Annotated in this window: 18 protein-coding genes; 13 read left to right on the top strand and 5 right to left on the bottom strand. The window is 72.3% G+C overall.

Annotated elements, in window-relative coordinates:
- Window positions 1-205: 205 nt before the first annotated feature.
- From EDF55_RS13060 to EDF55_RS13035, 6 genes are read left to right on the top strand one after another with little or no spacing between them, the layout of a single operon-like run.
- Window positions 206-1,864, top strand: coding sequence for an ABC transporter substrate-binding protein (locus EDF55_RS13060; protein WP_123655372.1), 1,659 nt, complete (start codon window positions 206-208; stop codon window positions 1,862-1,864).
- Window positions 1,861-2,814 (top strand): ABC transporter permease, encoded by a 954-nt coding sequence (locus EDF55_RS13055; RefSeq protein ID WP_123655371.1) that lies wholly within the window; start codon window positions 1,861-1,863, stop codon window positions 2,812-2,814. Before EDF55_RS13060 ends, EDF55_RS13055 begins: the two co-directional genes overlap by 4 nt.
- Window positions 2,811-3,686, top strand: a complete 876-nt coding sequence (locus tag EDF55_RS13050; protein ID WP_123655370.1) for an ABC transporter permease — start codon at window positions 2,811-2,813, stop codon at window positions 3,684-3,686. The genes EDF55_RS13055 and EDF55_RS13050 overlap by 4 nt, the downstream gene beginning before the upstream one ends.
- A 4-nt stretch (window positions 3,687-3,690) precedes the next feature.
- Window positions 3,691-5,574: a gamma-glutamyltransferase family protein gene (locus EDF55_RS13045; protein ID WP_123655369.1), complete on the top strand. Its 1,884-nt coding sequence runs from the start codon at window positions 3,691-3,693 to the stop codon at window positions 5,572-5,574.
- Entirely contained in the window at window positions 5,558-7,174 is a 1,617-nt protein-coding gene (locus EDF55_RS13040; RefSeq protein ID WP_123655368.1) for an ABC transporter ATP-binding protein, read from the top strand. Before EDF55_RS13045 ends, EDF55_RS13040 begins: the two co-directional genes overlap by 17 nt.
- 31 nt (window positions 7,175-7,205) lie before the next feature.
- Window positions 7,206-7,907 carry a GntR family transcriptional regulator gene (locus EDF55_RS13035; RefSeq protein ID WP_243698172.1) on the top strand — a complete coding sequence of 234 codons (702 nt, stop codon included), beginning with the start codon at window positions 7,206-7,208 and terminating at the stop codon, window positions 7,905-7,907.
- 6 nt (window positions 7,908-7,913) lie between these two features.
- On the opposite strand, the gene EDF55_RS13030 is transcribed toward EDF55_RS13035, so the two are convergent.
- Window positions 7,914-8,684, bottom strand: coding sequence for a helix-turn-helix domain-containing protein (locus EDF55_RS13030; protein WP_123655367.1), 771 nt, complete (start codon window positions 8,682-8,684; stop codon window positions 7,914-7,916).
- Between the two features lie 77 nt (window positions 8,685-8,761).
- Here EDF55_RS13030 and EDF55_RS13025 point away from each other — a divergent pair, with 77 nt between their 5' ends.
- Window positions 8,762-9,553, top strand: coding sequence for a sulfite exporter TauE/SafE family protein (locus EDF55_RS13025; protein WP_123655366.1), 792 nt, complete (start codon window positions 8,762-8,764; stop codon window positions 9,551-9,553).
- Window positions 9,554-9,555: 2 nt separating this feature from the next.
- On the opposite strand, the gene EDF55_RS13020 is transcribed toward EDF55_RS13025, so the two are convergent.
- Window positions 9,556-10,599 (bottom strand): NAD(P)-dependent alcohol dehydrogenase, encoded by a 1,044-nt coding sequence (locus EDF55_RS13020; RefSeq protein ID WP_123655365.1) that lies wholly within the window; start codon window positions 10,597-10,599, stop codon window positions 9,556-9,558.
- Window positions 10,600-10,722: 123 nt separating this feature from the next.
- Entirely contained in the window at window positions 10,723-11,304 is a 582-nt protein-coding gene (locus EDF55_RS13015) for a DUF805 domain-containing protein (RefSeq protein WP_123655364.1), read from the bottom strand.
- Window positions 11,305-11,424: 120 nt separating this feature from the next.
- Here EDF55_RS13015 and EDF55_RS13010 point away from each other — a divergent pair, with 120 nt between their 5' ends.
- Both EDF55_RS13010 and EDF55_RS13005 read left to right on the top strand, forming a co-directional pair.
- A complete protein-coding gene (locus EDF55_RS13010; RefSeq protein WP_123655363.1) occupies window positions 11,425-11,865 on the top strand; it encodes an OsmC family protein in 441 nt (146 codons plus the stop codon).
- 100 nt (window positions 11,866-11,965) lie between these two features.
- Complete coding sequence (locus EDF55_RS13005; protein WP_123655362.1) at window positions 11,966-12,223, top strand: hypothetical protein; 258 nt, start codon at window positions 11,966-11,968, stop codon at window positions 12,221-12,223.
- Here EDF55_RS13005 and EDF55_RS13000 read toward each other — a convergent pair.
- Complete coding sequence (locus EDF55_RS13000; RefSeq protein ID WP_123655361.1) at window positions 12,201-12,905, bottom strand: hypothetical protein; 705 nt, start codon at window positions 12,903-12,905, stop codon at window positions 12,201-12,203. The genes EDF55_RS13005 and EDF55_RS13000 overlap by 23 nt on opposite strands.
- Window positions 12,906-12,975: 70 nt before the next feature.
- Between EDF55_RS13000 and EDF55_RS12995 the strand changes: the two genes are divergently transcribed.
- Window positions 12,976-14,493, top strand: coding sequence for a threonine/serine exporter ThrE family protein (locus EDF55_RS12995; protein ID WP_123655360.1), 1,518 nt, complete (start codon window positions 12,976-12,978; stop codon window positions 14,491-14,493).
- Between the two features lie 8 nt (window positions 14,494-14,501).
- On the opposite strand, the gene EDF55_RS12990 is transcribed toward EDF55_RS12995, so the two are convergent.
- Window positions 14,502-15,176 carry a TetR/AcrR family transcriptional regulator gene (locus EDF55_RS12990; RefSeq protein WP_123655359.1) on the bottom strand — a complete coding sequence of 225 codons (675 nt, stop codon included), beginning with the start codon at window positions 15,174-15,176 and terminating at the stop codon, window positions 14,502-14,504.
- Window positions 15,177-15,332: 156 nt separating this feature from the next.
- On the opposite strand from EDF55_RS12990, the gene EDF55_RS12985 reads away from it, so the two are divergent.
- Genes EDF55_RS12985 through EDF55_RS12975 form a run of 3 tightly spaced genes read left to right on the top strand, consistent with a single transcriptional unit; the run spans window position 15,333 to window position 17,503 of the window.
- Window positions 15,333-15,653, top strand: coding sequence for a hypothetical protein (locus EDF55_RS12985; protein WP_123655358.1), 321 nt, complete (start codon window positions 15,333-15,335; stop codon window positions 15,651-15,653).
- Between the two features lie 51 nt (window positions 15,654-15,704).
- The gene (locus EDF55_RS12980; protein WP_123655357.1) at window positions 15,705-16,532 is read left to right on the top strand and encodes an ABC transporter ATP-binding protein; all 828 of its coding nucleotides are present in this window, start codon (window positions 15,705-15,707) and stop codon (window positions 16,530-16,532) included.
- Complete coding sequence (locus EDF55_RS12975) at window positions 16,529-17,503, top strand: iron-siderophore ABC transporter substrate-binding protein (protein ID WP_123655356.1); 975 nt, start codon at window positions 16,529-16,531, stop codon at window positions 17,501-17,503. Before EDF55_RS12980 ends, EDF55_RS12975 begins: the two co-directional genes overlap by 4 nt.

The raw sequence follows: 17,503 nt of genomic DNA, 5'->3' as shown, positions 1-17,503 counted from the left end.
GAACGATGGTCACCGAGGGGTGTCGGATCGACACAGCCCCAGTCGTGGGGGCTGGTCACGGGCTGCCCGATGTGCAGGACGCGTCACACACTCGAAACAAAATGTATACAAACGAGATCGCGGATCCATGATTGTATGCAATCAACCCCGCTCCTGAGCGCGATCCCACAAGGAACGCCACAGCCCCACCAGCATCAGGATCCCCATGTCCCCGATCAGCCCCCGACGCCGCCGCACCCTCATCGCGCTGCCGGCCGTCGTCATCGCAGCGACGCTCGCGCTCACGGCGTGCGTCCCCGTCCAACGCTCGAAGGCCGGCGGCACCACCGCGGGCACCGTCACCACCACCGCCATCGGCGACCAGCAGGTCCAGGAGGGCGGCGACCTCGTGATGGCGCTCTCGGCCGAGCCGGACCGCCTCGACCCCACGACGTCCTCGTCGCTGTACACCCGGTACGTCATGGAGACGATGTGCCAGAAGCTCTACGACATCGACGCGGCGGGCACGATCGTGCCGATGCTCGCGACGTCGCTGCCGACCGTGACCGACGGCGGGAAGACCGTGACGTTCCCGGTCCGCACCGGCGTCCGCTTCGCCGACGGCACCCCGTTCGACGCAGCCGCCGTGGTCACCACCCTCGAGCGGAACCTGACCAAGGCCGACTCCAGCCGGAAGAGCGAGATGGGCCCGGTGACGGACGTCAGCGCGGTCGACGACCACACCGTCCGGCTCCGGTACGCGACGCCGTTCGCCCCGATCACCGCCGCCCTGGCCGACCGCGCGGGCATGGTGATGTCGCCGGGGGCCCTCGCGGATGAGGGCGACGAGTTCGGGGACGCGCCGGTGTGCGTCGGCCCGTACAAGTTCGTGAAGCGCGTCCCGCAGACCTCGATCCAGGTCGAGCGCGACCCGGAGTACTACGACCCCTCGTCCGCGCACTTCGACACGATCACGTACCGGATCATCACCGACGCGAGCATCCGGGCCGCGAACCTGAAGTCGGGCGACGTGCAGGTGGCGGACACGATCTCCACGCAGGACGTCGACGACCTGCGGAAGCGGAAGGACCTGACCGTCCTGCGCACCGGGTCGCTCGGGTACCAGGGCATCACCGTGAACATCGGCAACCAGGACGGCGTCGGCACCGACCCGAAGCAGATCGACACGCCGCTCGCCGAGCGTGCCGACGTCCGTCGGGCGCTGTCGATGTCGATCAACCGCGCCGAACTCGTGCAGAGCGTCTTCCACGGCTGGGCCGACGTCGCCTGCTCCCCGGTGCCGAACACCAGCGTCTTTGCGAGCGACGCCAGCAAGGCCTGCCCTGCCTACGACCCGGAGCAGGCGAAGCGGATCCTCGCGAAGGCGGGCGTGCAGCAGCCGTTCCCGATCGAGATGGAGGTGACGAACACCCCCGACACGGTCCGGTTCGCGCAGGCCCTGCAGTCGCAGGCCCGGGCGGGTGGGTTCGCGATCACGATCACCCCGGTGGAGTACACGACGCTCCTCGACGACCAGACGCGCGGTGACTTCCAGGCGCTCCAGCTCGGCTGGTCCGGACGCGTCGACCCGCACGGCAACATCGGCGGGTTCCTGAGCACGGGCGGCGGCAACAACTACGCCGGCTACAGCAACCCGGAGGTGGACGACCTGATCACCCGGGCTTCCCAGTCCACGGACGAACAGGAGCGCGCCGACCTGTACGGGCAGATGACGACCATCGTGCAGCGCGACGACCCGATCATCTACCTCTACCGGACCCGGAGCATCACCGGCGTCCGGGACGACATCGCGGGCGTCTCGACGTACGCGGACGGCGTGGTCCGGCTCAGCCAGGCCGCATTCGTGGAAGGCGCGAGCAAGTGATCCGCTACGTCACGACCCGCATCTGGCAGTCGGCGATCACCCTGGTGCTCGCATCGATCGTCGTGTTCGTCGGGGTCCGACAGCTGCCGGGCGACCCGGCCCTGGCCCTGGCCGGCGAGGAGGCGAGCCCCGCCCGTCTGGCCGCGGTCCGCGAGCAGCTCGGCCTCGACGACTCGATCCTCGTGCAGTACTGGCGGTTCGTGGTCAACGCGCTCCACGGCGACTTCGGCCGCTCGACCCGTACCGGCACCCCGGTGACGGAGCTCATCGGCTCGACGCTGCCCGTCACGCTGTGGCTCGCGCTCTACGCGATCGTCGTCGCGGTGCTCGTCGGCGTCGCCCTCGGCACGATCGCCGAGCGGTACCGCGGGCGCTGGCCCGAGTGGATGGCGAACGCCGCGGCGCTCGTCGGCCTCAGCGTGCCGAACTTCTGGCTCGGCATCCTCGCGATCGTCTGGCTCGCGGCCGGCCTCGGCTGGTTCCCGGCCTCCGGGTACGTGTCGATGACGACGAACCCGCTGAGCGCGCTCTACCACCTGACCCTGCCCGCGCTGATCCTCGGGACGTCCCTGGCGGCCGTGATCATGCGGCAGACCCGGGCGTCGATGATCGAGACGATGAAGACGGACTTCGTCCGCACGGCCCGTGCGAAGGGCCTCGGCCGCGGTCGGGTGCTGTTCCGGTACGGCCTGCGGAACTCGATGATCGTCGTCGTCACGATCGTCGGCCTGCAGCTCGGCGGGCTCATCTCCGGAGCGGTCGTCACCGAGCGGATCTTCGCCCTGCCCGGGTTCGGCAAGCTGACGCTCGACTCGGTGTTCACCCGCGACTACCCGGTGATCCAGGCCGTCGTGCTCGTCATCACCGTCGGGTACGTCGTGATCAACCTGGCCGTGGACGTCCTGTACTCGGTCATCAACCCGAAGATCCGCGTGGGAGGCTCCCGATGACCGCCGTGACGACGAACTTCGACCTCGGCTCGAGCCGTGGCCGCGTCTGGAAGCAGGTCCGGGCGAACCGGCTCGGCCTGACCGGCGGCATCATGCTCGCGATCGTGGTGCTCGCCGCGCTCACAGCACCGCTCGTCGCGCCGCACGACCCCACGGAGACGCACTTCGACCTGCCGTTCCAGGTGCCGTTCACGGTCGGGTTCGGTCTGGGTACCGACGACCTCGGCCGCGACATCCTCTCCCGCACCCTCTACGGCGTGCAGGTCTCGCTCGTGGTCGGTGCGCTCTCGGTGCTCGTCGCCGTCGTGGTCGGCACCCCGCTCGGCCTGCTCGCCGGGTACTGGAAGTGGCTGGACGCGATCATCTCGCGGTTGACCGACGTCGCCCTGGCGTTCCCGTTCCTCATCATCGCCGTCGGGCTCGCCGCGATCAGCGGTCCGAGCCTGTCCAACGCGGTGATCGCGATCGGGGTCTCGCACGTCCCCGCGATGATCCGCATCGTCCGCGGTGAGACCCTGCGGATCACGAGTGCGGACTTCGTGACCAGTGCCAGGACCCTCGACGCCGGTGGTGCCCGGATCATCGCGCAGCACGTCCTGCCGAACTGCGTCTCCGCGATCATCGTGCAGGCGACGGTGATCATGCCCGTCGCGGTGATCGGCGAGGCGCTGCTGTCGTTCCTCGGCCTCGGCATCCAGCCGCCGACGCCGAGCCTCGGCATCATGCTCTCGGACGCGCAGCAGTACCTCGGCCAGGCGCCGTGGGCCGCGGTCGTCCCGGGCATCGCCATCGCCGTGATCTGCCTCGGCTTCAACCTCTTCGGGGACGCGCTCCGCGACGCCCTCGACCCGACCGCATCCGACCGGAAGTAACCGCATGAGCACCAACCCCGCGTTCGTCACCCCGAGTGCCGACACGACCCGCCCCGACCTCGCGGGCACCTTCGGGATGGCCGCGTCGACCCACTGGCTCGCCACGTCCACCGCCCAGGCCGTCCTGGAGCGCGGCGGGAACGCGTTCGACGCCGCCGTCGCGGGCGCCTTCGTCCTGCACGTCGTCGAACCGCACCTGAACGGCCCCGGCGGGGACATGACCGCGGTGTTCGCCACCGCCGAAGAGCAGGTCCCGACGGTCCTGACGGGCCAGGGCCCGGCACCGGCGGGAGCGACACCGTCGCACTTCCGCGCGGAGGGCCTCGACCTGGTCCCCGGTGCCGGGGCGCTCGCCGCCGCCGTCCCCGGAGCGGTCGACGCGTGGCTCCTCCTGCTCCGCGACCACGGCACGTGGGAACTCGGCGACGTGCTGTCCTTCGGCATCGGGTACGCCCGCGACGGCCACCCCGTCGCACCGCGCGTGGTCGCGACGATCGCGACGGTGCGGGGACTCTTCCAGGACCACTGGCCGTCCTCCGCGGACCGGTGGCTGCCGGGAGGCTCGGTGCCGGCCCCGGGCGACGTCATCCGGAACGAGACGTGGGCATCAGTGCTCGACCGCCTCGTCGACGCCGGCTCCGGTCGGCCCGACCGGGTGGCGCGGATCGACGCGGCTCGCGATGCGTGGGCCGAGGGGTTCGTCGCCGAGGCGATCGACCGCTTCGTCCGGTCCCCGCACCGCCACGCGTCGGGCACCGACCACGCCGGCGTCATCCGTGCCGAGGACATGGCCGCGTTCCGGGCGTCGTACGAGCCGGCGACGACCGCCGAGTTCCGCGGTCGCACGATCGCGAAGACCGGGCCGTGGGGCCAGGGGCCGGCACTGCTGCAGACCCTGCGGCTGCTCGAGCCGCTCGACGACGCCCTGCTCGACCCGTCCACCGTCGCGGGAGCGCACACGATCGTCGAGGCGCAGAAGCTCGCGCTCGCCGACCGCGAGGTGTACTACGGCGACGGCGACGTCCCGATGGACGAGCTGCTCTCCGACGCCTACGCGGACGCCCGTCGTGCGCTGATCGGCGAGCGCGCCTCGCACGACCTCCGACCGGGGTCGGTGTCCGTCGCGCCCGGCGAGCTCCCGCCGCTCCGCGAGACGTACACGCCCCGGGGTGAACCCGTCGCCGGCGTCGGCGAACCCACCGTGCCCGGTGCCCGCGGCGACGCCGTCGCCGTCCCCGCGGAGGACGATCCCCTGACCGAGGACCGCGGCGAGCCGATCGTGATGGAGACCGGCGAGACCCGCGGCGACACCTGCCACATCGACGTCGTCGACCGCTGGGGCAACATCGTCAGCGCGACACCGTCCGGTGGCTGGCTGCAGTCCTCGCCGACCATCCCCGAGCTCGGCTTCTGCCTCGGCACCCGCATGCAGATGACGTGGCTCGAGGAGGGCACCGCGTCGACGCTCCGCCCCGGTGAGCGCCCGCGCACCACGCTCACCCCGACGCTCGTGCTGCGCGACGGCGAGCCCGTCATGGCACTCGGGTCCCCGGGCGGCGACCAGCAGGACCAGTGGCAGCTGCTGTTCCTGCTCCGCACGATCGTCGGCGGGTACTCCCCGCAGCAGGCGATCGACGCACCCGCGCTGCACACCACGTCGTTCCCGGGGTCGTTCTGGCCCCGCACCTGGACCCCCGGCGGCGTCGTCGTCGAGGACCGGCTCGGCGACGACGTGATCGCCGGGCTGGAGGAGCTCGGCCACGTCGTCACCCGTGCGGGCGACTGGGCGCTCGGACGCCTGTCGTGCGTGACCCGCGACCCCGCCACCGGCGTGCTCGGTGCCGCCGCCAACCCGAGAGGAGCACAGGGCCATGCCACTGGACGCTGACCCCACGACCCCGCTGCTGTCCGTCCGCGACCTCCGCGTCGCCTTCGGCGGCCGGGAGGTCCTGCACGGTGTCGACCTCGACGTCCGGCGCGGTGAGCGCGTCGCGATCGTCGGGCAGTCCGGCTCCGGCAAGTCGACGCTCATCGCCGCGGTGCTCCGCCTGCTCCCCGGCGCCGGCGCGATCACCGGCGGGTCGATCCGCCTCGGCGACCTCGACGTCGCGAACGCCGACGAGACCGCGATGCGCCGGGTGCGTGGTGGCCGGATCGGGCTCGTGCCGCAGGACCCGTCGACGAACCTCAACCCGGCGATGCGGGTCGGCGCGCAGATCGCCGACACGCTCCGCGCCGGCGGGGTCCGCGGTCGCGCGGCGATCCGGCAGCGAGTCGTCGCGCTGATGACCGAGGCCGGCATCCCGGAGGCGGAGCGCCGGGCGGACCAGTACCCGCACGAGTTCTCCGGCGGGATGCGGCAGCGCATCCTCATCGCGATCGCCCTCGCCCGTCAGCCGGAGCTCCTCATCGCGGACGAGCCGACCAGCGCGCTCGACGTGACGGTGCAGCGGCAGATCCTCGACCACCTGCAGACGCTCGTCGACCAGCACGGCACCACGCTGCTGTTCGTGACGCACGACCTCGGGGTCGCCGCGGACCGGACCGACCGGGTGATCGTGATGCTCGACGGCGAGATCGTCGAGCAGGGTTCCCCGGAGACGATCCTCCGGGACCCGCAGCACGAGTACACGAAGCGCCTCATCGCCGCCGCGCCCGCGCTCTCCGGCCTCCCCCCGGAGCCGACCGACCCCGGGGAGCCGGTCCTCGTCGTGACCGACCTCGTGAAGGAGTACCGGCTCCGGGGCCGTGGGGCGGGGACCCTGCGGGCGTCCGACGGCGTCTCGTTCTCGGTCCGACGCGGCACCACGACCGCGGTGGTCGGGGAGTCCGGGTCCGGCAAGACGACGGTCGCGCGCATCCTGCTCGGACTCGAGGCACCGACCTCCGGCACCGCGCTGGTGGACGGGGCGTCGATCGGGACCGCACGCGGGGCCGAGCGGCGGGCCATCCGCCGACGGGTGCAGCCGGTGTTCCAGGACCCCTACGGCTCGCTCGACCCGACGTCGACGATCGAGCGGATCATCGACGAGCCGCTCCGGGTGTTCGGCATCGGCGACCGCGCGGCACGCACCGAGCGGGTGGCGACGCTGCTCGACCAGGTCGCGCTGCCCCGCTCGGCCGCGCAGCTCCGCCCGAACGAGCTCTCCGGCGGCCAGCGACAGCGCGTCGCGATCGCCCGGGCGCTCGCACTCGAACCCGAGGTGCTCATCCTCGACGAGGCGGTGTCCGCACTCGACGTCCTCGTGCAGGAGCAGATCCTCGCCCTGCTCGACGACCTGCAGGACCGGCTCGGGCTGAGCTACCTGTTCATCACCCACGACCTCGGGGTGGTCCGCCGGATCGCGGACGACGTCGTGGTGATGCGCCGGGGCAAGGTCGTCGAGCGGGGTTCGGTGGCCGAGGTCTTCGAAGCACCGCAGGAGCAGTACACGCGCGACCTGCTCGACGCGATCCCCGGGCGGGCGCTCGCGGAGCAGACCGCGTGAGCGAAGGCCCGCCCGTGAGACGCTGGTGCACGTGCTGAACGGTGCCGGAGTCCTCGACGCGATCCGCCGCGACATCGTAGCGGGCGAACTGACGCCCGGCACCCGGGTGACCGAGGCGTTCCTGGCGGAGCGCTACGGCGTCTCCCGGGTGCCCGTGCGCGAGGCGCTCCGAGGCCTCGAGGGCGAGGGCTTCGTCGTGTCGCGGCCGAACGCCGGATCCCGGATCGCGGCGATCCCGTTCGACGAGGCGGACGACCTCTTCGCCGTCCGGGAAGCGCTCGAGATCGCCACCGCCCGCCGCGCCGCCGCACGCGCCCGCACCCTGTTCGACGGCGATGCCCCGCCGGAGGACTGGTGGCGGGTCCGTCGGGAACTCGGCGAGGTGCTCGACGCCGGGGACGGCGCCGTCGACCGCGGCGAACTCGCGCTCCTGGTCGGCCTCAACGACCGCTTCCACTTCCTCGTCGCGGAGCTGTCCGGCAGCGCGACGCTCGCGACCCTGCTCCGGCAGCTCTCCCGGAAGATCGAGTGGCTCTACGCGATGGACACGTCCTCGCGCGGGAAGCGCCTGTGGCCGGAGCACCGGCGGATCCTCGGGGCGATCGACGCCGGGGACGCCGAGGCCGCGGCGGAGCAGATGGGCTGGCACGTCCGCGAGAGCCGGATCGGCTACGTCGCGCGGTCCTCCCCCGACCGTGCCGCGGAACTGCGCGTGAACGGCCCGGCGGTCTGAGACGGCTCAGGCCTGAGCTGCGCGGCGGAACCGGGACGGCGGCGATCCGAAGGCCTTCGTGAACGCCGCCGTGAACGCTGCGGGTGAGGCGTACCCGAGTCCGCTCGCGACCTCCGTCACGGTCGCGTCGCGGAGCGCCGGGAGGCTCGCCAGCAGTCGGGCGCGCGTGCGCCACGCCGCGGGTCCCACGCCCAGGGCCGCGCGGAACCGCCGGTCGAGGGTGCGTTCGCTGACCGCGGCGCTGCGCGCCCAGTCCGCGTTCGTCACGTGCACGTCCGGGTCCGCCAGGTACGCGCGGCAGAGGTCGCGGAGGGCGCCCGCCGTCGGCAACGCCACGGTCAGCGGGAGCGGCGCGACACGCTGCAGTTCCTGCAGGGCGAGCCGCAGCACGGCGCCGTCCCGGCCGTGGGGGTCGTACTCGAGCGGCAGGTCGAACGCGGCGCGGAGGAGTTCCCGGAGGAGCGGACCGACCTCGACCACCGTGCAGGAGGTCGGCCACCACGGCACCGCATCCGGCTCGACGTAGAGGCTCCACGTGGTGACGTCGAGCATCCGGACCTCGTGCTCGACGCCGGGCGGGATGAGCACCGCCCGGTCGGTCGGCACGGTCCACGAGCCCTCGTCCGTCTCGACGAGCATCACGCCGCTCGCCCCGTAGAGGACCTGCGCCCGCCGGTGTGCGTGCCGAGCGAGCAGGAAGTCGGGCGGGTACTCGGTCCCGATGGGCAGCACGTCGCGGGGCAGGTGGTCGTGCTCCTCGACCCGGACGTTGCGCACGCACCGAGGCTACCGCTCGAAGGTCTCGGACCGAACATCGATTGCTCGCCGTGGCCCACGACCGGTGGACTGGACCCATGACGTTCCTCGTGCTCACGCTCATCGGCCTGCTCGTCGGTCTCACCACCGTGCTGTTCGGCTTCGGCGGCGGGTTCGTGACGGTGCCCGTCATCACGGTCGCGGACGCGGCGATGGGCGGGGACGCGGTCCGCGTCGCGACGGCGACCTCCGCGCTCGTGATGCTCGTCAACGCCGCGGTCGCGACGGCCTCCACGCGCCGGGACGTGCTCGCACGGCTCCGCGGCCGGACCGGGCTCTTCGTGCTGCTCGTGCTCGGCGGAGCGCTCGGAGCGGCGGCGGCGCGGTTCGCTCCGGACGGGCTGCTCCGCTGGGGCTTCGTCGCCTACGTCGGCGCGACGATCGTGGACCTGCTCGTCCGACCGGGCTTCCTCCGACCCGACGCCCTGGGGCCCGGGAGCAGGCCGGGTGGCGCCGGCGTGCGGACGGTGCTGGGCCTCCCGGTCGGTGTGGTCGCGGCCTTCCTCGGGGTCGGCGGCAGCGTGATGACCGTCCCGATGCCGCGGCGGGCCGGGGGGACCATGTCGGTGGCGACCGCCCTGGCGAACCCGCTGACCCTGGCGATCGCCGCGCCGGCGGTCCTCGTCACGATGCTCGTGCACGGAGCCGTCCCGGCGTCCCCCGGGCTCGTCGGGGCCGTCGACGTGCCCGCCGCCGCGGCGCTCCTGCTCGGCGCGATGCCGGTGATCGTGGCGCTGCGGCGACGCCCGCCGCGCATCCCGGAGGCAGTGCACGCGTGGGGGTACGTGCTGCTCCTGGGTGCGGCGGGCGTCGCGGTCGCCGTGGGGTGAGGTCAGGCGGAGGGGACGACCACCGCGCGACCGGAGAGCTCCCCGGCCTCGAGCTTGCGGTACGCCTCGAGCGCGTCGTCGAGCGAGTAGCGCTCGATGTCCGGGACGATCTGCCCCGCGCGGTACATCGCGACGACCTCGTGCAGGTCCGCGATCGTGCCCCAGTACGTGTTCGTGATCGTCGACTCGTACGGCGTCGAGAAGAAGTTCCACTCCGTCGTGCCGCCCGCGATGCCGACCACCGTGAAACGCCCGCCGACGGCCATCGACGCCTGCGCGGTCGTGATGGTCGGCGTCGCCCCCACGAAGTCGAACGCCGCGTCGACGCCCTTGCCGCCGGTGATCTCCCGGATCGCCGCGACCTGGTCCGGCCCGCCGGGCACCGTGATCGCACCGCGCTCGGCGGCGCGAGCCATCGCCTCGGGCTTCATGTCCGTCGCGATGACGGTCGCACCGGTGAGGGCGGTGAGGATCTGGACGGCGATCTGGCCGAGCCCGCCGAGCCCGACGACGAGGGCGTACTTGCCGCCACCCGCCAGGTTCGGCAGCGAGTTCTTGATCGCGTGGTACGGCGTGAGCGCGGCGTCGCTGAGGGGCGCGGCCGCGATCGGGTCGGCGTCGCCGAGCGGCACGAGGTTGCGCGCGGGGACCGTGACGTACTCCGCCATGCCGCCGTCACGGCCGAGACCGATGCCCATGTACGGGTTCGTCGCGGCGTTCTCGCAGTAGGTGTCCTGCCCCTTCGAGCAATAGCTGCAGTGGCCGCAGCCGACCGGCCCGTAGACCAGGTAGGCGTCGCCCTCGGTGAAGCCGGTGACCCCGTCGCCGACGGCCTCGACCCAGCCGGAGTTCTCGTGCCCGAGCGTGAAGGACGGGTCCTGCGCGCCGGGCTGGCCGGCCTGGAACTCGCGGTAGACGGCGACGTCCGAGTGGCACGCGCCGGCGCCGGCGACCTTGAGGAGCACCTCCCCCGGGCCGGGCGTGGGCTTGGGGACGTCCCGCAGGGACGGGAACGTCTGGTACTGCTCGAACACGACGGCGCGCATGGCTGCCTCTCCTCCGTTGACGGGTGTTGACGGGGTCTGAACGACCTGTCGGGGCGTCGTGGTGGGGCGCGCGGCGTCGCGATCGGATCGTCTCGATCCGGAAATCAAGACTACACCTGTTGCCTATCCGGCCGGAAGGCGTGCGGTCGGCTTGTAGGCGTCCCACAGGGTCCGGTCGAAGCGGGCGCCGCGAGCTCGGGGGCGGCTACAGACCATGCCCGACACGACGAGCCACCCGAGCGGCCCGGTGAGGACCAGCAGCAGGACCCAGAGCCCGGTGTGGTCGCGGTCGTGCAGGCGCCGCACGAGCAGCGACCACCGCGGGACCGCGGTGACCGCGAGCCCGAGCAGCACGACGACGTCCCACGGGTTCGGCGCGACGCGGGACCCCTCGCCGTAGCCGAACTCGCCGCCGCGCGCCGGGTCGCCGAACAACGAGAAGTGCACGGACGGCGAGGGCACGATCCCGAAGGGGTCGGCGTAGGCGTCCCACCGCCACGGAGTCCCCATCCAGACCGGGAGCCCCACGAACACCGCGACGACGAGCAGCTCGACCGCCATCGGCCAGAAGAACTCGGAGCGGCTCGCCCGCCCGTGGAACCGCCAGCCCTGCGTCCAGAACCGGACCAGGGCGATGACCGGCCCGGCGTCGCGGACCGCGCCGGGCGTGCGCACGCGGGCACGGAACGTCGTTGCTTCCCCCATGCCCCGACCCTACCGAGACTGCGTCTTCGCCGAGAGCCGGTTGCGAGAACGTGCGTTCTCCGATTGACTCGGACACGTCGGCCCACCCCGTGGCCGAACCCCCACACGAAAGGAGCGGCCATGCCCACGCGCACCGCACGCACTGCTTGGAACGGCGGCCTGAACGACGGCTCTGGCCAGGTCGAACTCTCCAGCTCGAAGGTCGGCACGTACGACGTCTCCTTCCCGAAGCGCGCCGCCGAGGACGCCGGTGGCACCACCAGCCCCGAGGAGCTCATCGCCGCAGCCCACTCCGCCTGCTACGCGATGCAGTTCTCCGCGGTCCTCGGTGAGGCCGGCGGCACCGTCGAGGCCCTCGACGTCAAGGCCGACGTCTCGCTCGGCCCGGACAGCGCCGGCGGGTTCAAGCTCACCGGCATCGCCCTCACCGTGCACGGCGAGGTCTCCGGCATCGACGAGGCGACCTTCCTCAAGGCCGCCGAGGACGCCAAGGCGACCTGCCCGGTCAGCAAGGCACTCACCGGGGTCGAGATCACGCTCGACGCGACCTTCGAGCAGTAGACGTCACCACCAGATCGGACGGGAGGCGCGGTGCCAGCTGGCACCGCGCCTCCCGTCCGTCATTCGGTGCCCCCGTCCACTACTCGGTACGCTGACACCCATGACGGTCCGACCGCGCCGCGCCTGGACGCACGCGACCCTGTGGCTCGGCCTGCTGGCCCTGGTGGTCGGCGTGGTCGTCGCCGCGACCGCACCACCGGCGTCCTTCGGGTGGTTCGCGTACGCCCCACTGTCGGACTACGCCTTCGTCGCGGGATCGACGAACTGGCACTTCTGGACGGGCGTCGCCGTCGCCGTCCTCGGGGCGGTCGTCGCCGCGTTCGCGGCGGGGCGCCTCAGCGTCCGTCGGTCCCGCTGAGTCGGGCGTCGGCGGCAGCGAGCGCCGCACGCATCCGCTCGGCCTCACCCTCGGCCCAACTGCCGGAACTCGCCAGCGGGAGCTCGGTCATGAAGCGGCGCAGGTGTTCGGGGTACGCCCGGACGACCCGGTCGGGGTCGTCGAGCACGGTCCGGTAGAGGTCCGGGCCGTCGGCGTAGAACAGGTCGGTGACGACCAGCCGGCCGTCGCGGCCCCGCATGACGTTCGCCGGGTTGTCGTCGAGCGGCCCCCACCACGGCTGCTCGACCGCACCGCGCGCGTGCACGGCCGCGATGTGCGCGGCGAGCGCCGCGACGTCGGGCATCCGCGCCGCGATCGACCGGTGGAACGCGGCAGCCTCAGCCTCCCGAACCGGTTCGAGGTGCTCCATCAGCATGAGGTCACCGCCACCCTCGAGCACGCGGTGCCCCAGCAGGAGCGGGACCTGACCGGTGGTCGCGGCCGACCGGTAGAGCGCTGCGGAGTACGGCGCGGCCGGGTCGAACGGGCTGATCCTGGCGACGGAACGGCCGTCAGGCGAGCGGAGCGCCCACGCCCAGTCGCCCGTCCCGCAGCGCGTCCAGCCGGCGTCTCGGAGGAGACGGTCGGCATCGACGTGCGTCGCGCCCGCAGGCAGGTCGCCGACGACGGCGAGGTCCGGATCAGGAGACGACAGCGGCATGCGCACCAGGCTAGGCGACGCGTTCAGCGCGCATCCGGACTCGGCTGGAGGCGGCAGGCACAATGGGCTGATGGCCGACCCGCTCCACCCTGCTCCCCGGACGGGCCGCCCTCCTCGTCCCCCACACCGCGCACGTGCCCGCAGCGTCGCGCAGCACGACCTCCGGGACATCCGCGCACGCCTCCGCGGCACGATCTACGAGCACGTCGAACCGGACCGGCAGACGGCGGCGCAGTACACCGCCGCGCAGATCGTCGACTTCTGCCTCGACCTGGCCGAGGTGATGCTCGCATCGGGCGCGGACACCCGCAGCGTCGAGATCGCCCTGGTCGCCGTGGCCACGAAGTGGAACCTGGCTCCGCTGGAACTCGACTTCACGGGGAGCTCCGTGACGATCCAGTACGCGCCGTCGGATGCCCCGATGCTCGTCAAGATGCGCACGGTGCGTTCCGACGGCTCGGACCTGAACCGGCTGGCGTGGGCGAACCAGATCGTCGACGACGTCATCCACGACGAACGCGACATGACCTCGGCGGTGAGCGCGCTCGTGGCGGTGCTGCGGATGCCCTCCCGCTGGCCCACCTGGACGGCCGACGTCGGGTTGTCGATCCTCGGGACGTCGATCGCGATGCAGGCCGGCGGTGGATGGCGTGCCGGTGTCGGTGCGTTCGTGCTGATGCTCGGCATCATCGTCTCCGGGCGATGGCTGACCGGCCGCGGCTACCCGCAGTTCTTCGTCTCCGGGGCACAGGGCGCCGTGGCGTCGGCGCTCGGCACCCTGGCGATCGGCGTCGGGGTCCTGCACCCGGGCGGCGCGGCCACGATGGTCGCCGCCCTCGTCGTGCTGCTGCTCCCGCACCCGTCACTCGTGACGTGGGCGCAGGACGCGATCTCGGGGTTCCGGGCGATGGCCGTCGCGCGCGCCTTCTACATCGGGCTGATCATCGCCGCGATCGTCGTCGGGGTACCGGCCGGCATCGCGCTGACGAAGTGGCTCCACCTCGAGGTGGACCCGTCCGGCATCGTCACGCAGACGCTGCCGCTCTGGGCGTCGCTCTCGCTGACGGTGGTGTCGGCGGGGGCGAACTGCTTCGTGCAACAGGCGAGCGCCCGGGTCATCCCCGTCGCGGTGGTGTTCTCGGTCGCCGCGGGGGCAGCACTCTGGGGGCTGCGGCAGCTCGGGTTCCCGCTGCTCGGTGCGACGTTCGTCGCCGCGGTCCTGCTCGGCGTGCTCTCGACCTACGCGGCCGTGCGGATGCGGACCGCCGTCGCTGCGATCGCGGTGCCGGCGTTCTGCGGGGCACTGCTCCCCGGTGTCGCCGTGTCGAACGCGCTGCTGAACTTCATGTCCGGCACGTCGAGTGCGGCGCTCGACTTCGTCGCCGCGGTGTCGGTGGCACTCGCGATCGGCGCGGGGCTCGTGCTCGGCGGGCTCTTCGCGACGCCGGGTGCCCGACGCGCGCTCCGCCGGTCGCGCCGGGTGGTGGTGCACTCGGTCCACAACGACACGACGGCGATCCGGGTGATCCGCGACACCGGGTACGACCCGGGCAACGGGACGGTGCCGCGGCTCCCCCGCACACCCTGAGCGCGTGGCTAGATGTCCCAGCCGTCGTCGGACCACGTGGACAGGCGACGAGCGGCCTGCGGCTCGTACCGCTCCATCCAGCCGCGCTCGAGCCGCGCGACCGCACGGTCGAACGCCGGCACGAGGTCGAGGTCCGCGCGCAGCAGTGCCTGGAGCTGCAACCCCTCGTACAGCGCGATGAGCTGTTCGGCACCGCGGCGGGGCTCCATCGTGTGGGGTGCCCGCCCGACGGCGATGTCGTGCTCGAGCCCGCGCTTGATCTGGGAGAAGAAGAGCTGGTAGCGGGACCGGAGGTACGAGGACATCGGGTGCGCGGGGTTTCCCGAGACCGAGAGCAGCGCCACCAGGAGCCGCATCAGCGCCGGGTCCTCGGCGTTCGAGGCGACGATCGCGCGGAGCAGCTGCACGGTGCTGCCGTTGCCGACGACCCGCGTGACCTCGTCCATCCGTCCGCCGTTCCAGCGGTCGAGCGCGGCGAGCACGAGGCCGTCCCACGACGGGAAGTGCTGGCGGAGCTCGTGGACGGTGATGTCGAGGCGTTCGGCGACGGCCTCGGGCCGGGCCTCGTGGAAGGGCACGTCGTGGAGCAGGTCGACGGTCGCGCCGACGATCGTGATCCGCAGGTGCAGGGTCGCGGCTGCTGCCGCTGCTGCCGCGGTGTCCGCGCTGGTGTCCTCGAGCATCCTGCCCTCCGTCTGCGCACGTCCTGTCCGCAGGTTCATCCAAACGTGTCGAGGGGCGGAACAGAATCCCCGGTCCGGGTGTCGGCATGATGGGGGACACGGGCCCGGGGCCGGTCTTCCTGGCGTGTTCCCGGCATGGTGTGTGACGATGCGGCGATGACCCCGAACGACCCCACTGCGCAGGGACTGGCGACCATGGCGTCCGCCGGCTTCGAGTTCGGCGGTGACCCCGACCAGGTCGCGCACGACGTCCGGACGATGTGGGAGCAACTCGGTCGACCGCCGGGCGCGTTCGACGCCGCGGCCCAGGCGATCGCGGTGTTGCCGCAGCGGCCGGAGGTCCCGATCGCCGACCAGGCACGGCGCCGGCAGCTCGAGCGCGCGTTCGGCATCAACCCCGTCGAGGTCGAACTGGCTGCTGCGCTGTCCGCGCGGGAGCTCCTCGAGCGTCTGGCCCGGAGCTGTTCCGTCGGGTAGATCTGCCGCACGTGTTGCGTAATGCAGGGTAGGTGAGGCTACCCTTACCGAGTGGTCGATCTCGATGCCCGTGCAGTCACGGTGGCGTACCAGGGCGAAGCCGTCGTGCACGGCGCGTCCCTCGAGCTCGTCGCCGGCCGTGTGACCGCGCTCGTCGGCCCGAACGGCTCCGGCAAGTCGACGCTGCTCCGGACGATCGCCCGGCTCCAGCCCGCGCGGTCCGGTTCGGTGGCGCTGCGCACCGACGACGACACCGTCGACGGGCTCGCCCTCTCCCCCAAGGCGTTCGCGAAGCAGGTCGCGCTCCTCACCCAGGGCCGACCGACCCCCGGCGGCCTGCGCATCCGCGACGTGGTGGCGTTCGGCCGGCACCCGTACCGGTCCCGGTTCGGCGGCACCGACCCAGACGGCGCCGCGGTCGTCGAGCACGCCCTCGACGTCACCGGGCTCAGCGACCTCGCCGACCGCCACGTCGACCAGCTCTCCGGTGGACAGCTGCAGCGCGTCTGGCTGGCGAGCTGCCTGGCGCAGCAGACCGGCGTGCTGCTCCTCGACGAACCGACCACGTACCTCGACCTCCGCTACCAGGTGGAGCTGCTCGACCTGATCCGCGACCTCGCCGACGAGCGCGGCATCGCCGTCGGTGTCGTCCTCCACGACCTCGACCAGGCCGCCGCCGTGGCGGACCGCGTCGTGCTCCTCGAAGCGGGTGTGGTCGTCGCCGACGGCACCCCGTCCGAGGTGTTCACGTCCGCGGGGCTCTCCGCCGTCTACGGCATCCGCATCGACGTCGACCACGACCCCTCGACCGGACGGCTGCGCACCCGCGCCGTCGGCCGGCACCACACCCGCACCGAAAGGCTCCACAGCAGCTCATGAAGCGTCTCCTCTCCGCCACCGCGATCGCGGCCACCGCCCTGATCGCCCTGACCGCTTGCGGGTCGACCCAGTCGGCGTCCGACGCGTCGTCCTCGGGCTCGAAGATCACCATCACCGACGCCACCGGCACGAAGGTGACGCTCGACGGCCCCGCGGAGAAGGTCGTCGGCACGGAGTGGAACGTGGTCGAGGACCTCGAGACCCTCGGTGTCGCCCCCGTCGGCGTCGCGGACGTCAAGGGCTACGGGAACTACGACTCCGCCGTCCCGCTCACCGGCGACCCGAAGGACATCGGCACGCGCGGTGAGCCGAGCACCGACACCATCGCCGCCCTCGCGCCGGACCTCATCGTCGCGACGAACGACCTCAAGGCGTCGGTCGTCAAGCAGCTCCGGAAGATCGCCCCGACGATCGTCGTCGCCTCCGCGGACGGCAAGGACCAGCTCGGCACCATGCATGACACGCTCGACATGATCGCGAAGGCGACGGGGACCGCCGCCGAGGCGAAGACCGTCTGGTCCGGGTTCGAGGACAAGCTCGCCGCGGGCAAGAAGGAGCTCGCCGACGCGGGCAAGGCCGGCACGACGGTCGCGATGGCCGACGGGTACGAGCTCTCGAACCAGGTCACGATCCGTCCGTACACGTCGACCTCGGCACTCGGGACCGTGAACGAGCGACTCGGGCTCGAGAACGCCTGGGACGTCGACAGTGACGCCGCGTACGGCCTCGGGTCGACCGACGTCGAGGGCCTGACGAAGCTCGGCGCCGACACGCAGTTCCTCTACATCGCGAACAAGGCCGACGGCAACGACGTGTTCGCCGACTCGCTCGCGTCGAACGACGTCTGGAAGTCGCTGCCCTTCGTCGAGGCCGGCAACGTGCACCGCCTCACCGACGGCATCTGGATGTTCGGCGGCCCCGGTTCTATGGAGGCGTACATCGACGCCACCGTCGCCGCGATCACGAAGTAA

Source organism: Curtobacterium sp. ZW137 (genome assembly GCF_003762905.1).
Lineage (GTDB): Bacteria > Actinomycetota > Actinomycetes > Actinomycetales > Microbacteriaceae > Curtobacterium.
This window is presented reverse-complemented; position numbering and strand designations above follow the sequence as displayed.

Coding starts and splice junctions, on each gene's coding strand:
- EDF55_RS13060 (WP_123655372.1), top strand. CDS start 206: ATGTCCCCGATCAGCCCCCGACGCCGCCGCACCCTCATCGCGCTGCCG.
- EDF55_RS13050 (WP_123655370.1), top strand. CDS start 2,811: ATGACCGCCGTGACGACGAACTTCGACCTCGGCTCGAGCCGTGGCCGC.
- EDF55_RS13045 (WP_123655369.1), top strand. CDS start 3,691: ATGAGCACCAACCCCGCGTTCGTCACCCCGAGTGCCGACACGACCCGC.
- EDF55_RS13040 (WP_123655368.1), top strand. CDS start 5,558: ATGCCACTGGACGCTGACCCCACGACCCCGCTGCTGTCCGTCCGCGAC.
- EDF55_RS13025 (WP_123655366.1), top strand. CDS start 8,762: ATGACGTTCCTCGTGCTCACGCTCATCGGCCTGCTCGTCGGTCTCACC.
- EDF55_RS13020 (WP_123655365.1), bottom strand. CDS start 10,599: ATGCGCGCCGTCGTGTTCGAGCAGTACCAGACGTTCCCGTCCCTGCGG.
- EDF55_RS13015 (WP_123655364.1), bottom strand. CDS start 11,304: ATGGGGGAAGCAACGACGTTCCGTGCCCGCGTGCGCACGCCCGGCGCG.
- EDF55_RS13010 (WP_123655363.1), top strand. CDS start 11,425: ATGCCCACGCGCACCGCACGCACTGCTTGGAACGGCGGCCTGAACGAC.
- EDF55_RS13005 (WP_123655362.1), top strand. CDS start 11,966: ATGACGGTCCGACCGCGCCGCGCCTGGACGCACGCGACCCTGTGGCTC.
- EDF55_RS13000 (WP_123655361.1), bottom strand. CDS start 12,905: ATGCCGCTGTCGTCTCCTGATCCGGACCTCGCCGTCGTCGGCGACCTG.
- EDF55_RS12995 (WP_123655360.1), top strand. CDS start 12,976: ATGGCCGACCCGCTCCACCCTGCTCCCCGGACGGGCCGCCCTCCTCGT.
- EDF55_RS12990 (WP_123655359.1), bottom strand. CDS start 15,176: ATGCTCGAGGACACCAGCGCGGACACCGCGGCAGCAGCGGCAGCAGCC.
- EDF55_RS12985 (WP_123655358.1), top strand. CDS start 15,333: ATGACCCCGAACGACCCCACTGCGCAGGGACTGGCGACCATGGCGTCC.
- EDF55_RS12975 (WP_123655356.1), top strand. CDS start 16,529: ATGAAGCGTCTCCTCTCCGCCACCGCGATCGCGGCCACCGCCCTGATC.